This is a genomic window from Rhizobacter sp. P2_H2 (genome assembly GCF_056403375.1).
In genome coordinates this window covers 1-1136 of record NZ_JBFUFP010001410.1, presented here as the reverse complement: position 1 = coordinate 1136, position 1136 = coordinate 1, and the positions used below count along the sequence as shown (strand labels likewise).

At 71.4% G+C, this 1136-nt stretch carries 2 protein-coding genes; one reads left to right on the top strand and one right to left on the bottom strand.

What is annotated here, in order from left to right; genetic code table 11:
• Positions 1 to 586 (top strand): substrate binding domain-containing protein (locus AC1D15_RS33540; protein WP_477829462.1); only part of this gene is annotated, 586 nt, incomplete at its 5' end.
• 15 nt (positions 587 to 601) lie between these two features.
• Here AC1D15_RS33540 and AC1D15_RS33535 read toward each other — a convergent pair.
• Positions 602 to 1136 (bottom strand): AMP nucleosidase (locus AC1D15_RS33535; RefSeq protein WP_477829461.1); only part of this gene is annotated, 535 nt, incomplete at its 5' end.

Sequence of the window (1136 nt, the reverse complement as noted above, 5' to 3'; positions counted from 1 at the left end):
GGGGTTGATGGTGGAGCTGGATTTCGACGACCGGCAGGTCGACCTGATCGCGCAGGGCTACGACCTCGCGCTGCGCGGCGGCCATGCGAGCGATTCGAGCCTGGTGTCGCGGCCGGTCGGCCGGCTCGAGATGGTGCTGGTCGCGACGCCCGCCTACCTGGCCGGCCGCGGCGTGCCGCGCGGCCGTGCCGACCTGCCGGAGCACGATGTCGCGATGGTGCGTTTCCTCAGTGGCCAGGTCTCGCCCTGGACCTTCCGAGAGCCCGACGGCTCGACCGTCGACCTGTGGCCCGAGCGCTGCGTGATGACGATCTCGACCGGCGCCGCGGTGGAGGTGGCGCGCATGGGCCTGGGCATCGTGCAGGTCGGGCTGCCGCAGGCCTGGCCGCTGCTGAAATCAGGGGACCTGAAGGCGCTGCTGGTCGACGAGCACGTCGCGGGCGAGCGCGAACTGGCGCTGCACTACCCGCACCGTGCGTTGATCGCGCCGCGCGTGCGGGCGACGGTCGATCACCTGGTGACGCAGCTGTCGTCGAACGAGGCGCTGCACGTCACGCGCCAGGACGTGCGGCGCTACGCGGCCTGAGCCGCGCTCATCCGGTCACTGGAAGGCGACCTCCGCAAAGCTGCGCAGCTTGCGGCTGTGCAGCTGGTCGACCGTCTGCGCCCGCAGCAGCTCCACCGCCCGYATGCCGATGCGCAGGTGCTGGTCGACGCGCTCGCGGTAGAAGTGGTTGGCCATCCCCGGCAGCTTGATCTCGCCGTGCAGCGGCTTGTCGCTGACGCACAGCAGCGTGCCGTAGGGCACGCGGAAGCGGAAGCCGTTGGCCGCGATCGTCGCGCTCTCCATGTCGAGCGCCACCGCGCGGCTCTGGCTGAAGCGGCGCTCCGGCGTGCGCTGCGGCAGCAGCTCCCAGTTGCGGTTGTCGGTGGAGGCGACCGTGCCGGTGCGCAGGATGCGCTTGAGCTCGTAGCCGGTGAGCTGCGTGATGTCGGCCACCGCCTGCTGCAGCGCGACCTGGATCTCGGCCAGCGGCGGGATCGGCACCCACAGCGGCAGGTCCTCGTCGAGCACGTGGTCCTCGCGCACGTAGCCGTGGGCCAGCACGTAGTCGCCCAGTGCCTGCGTGTTGCGC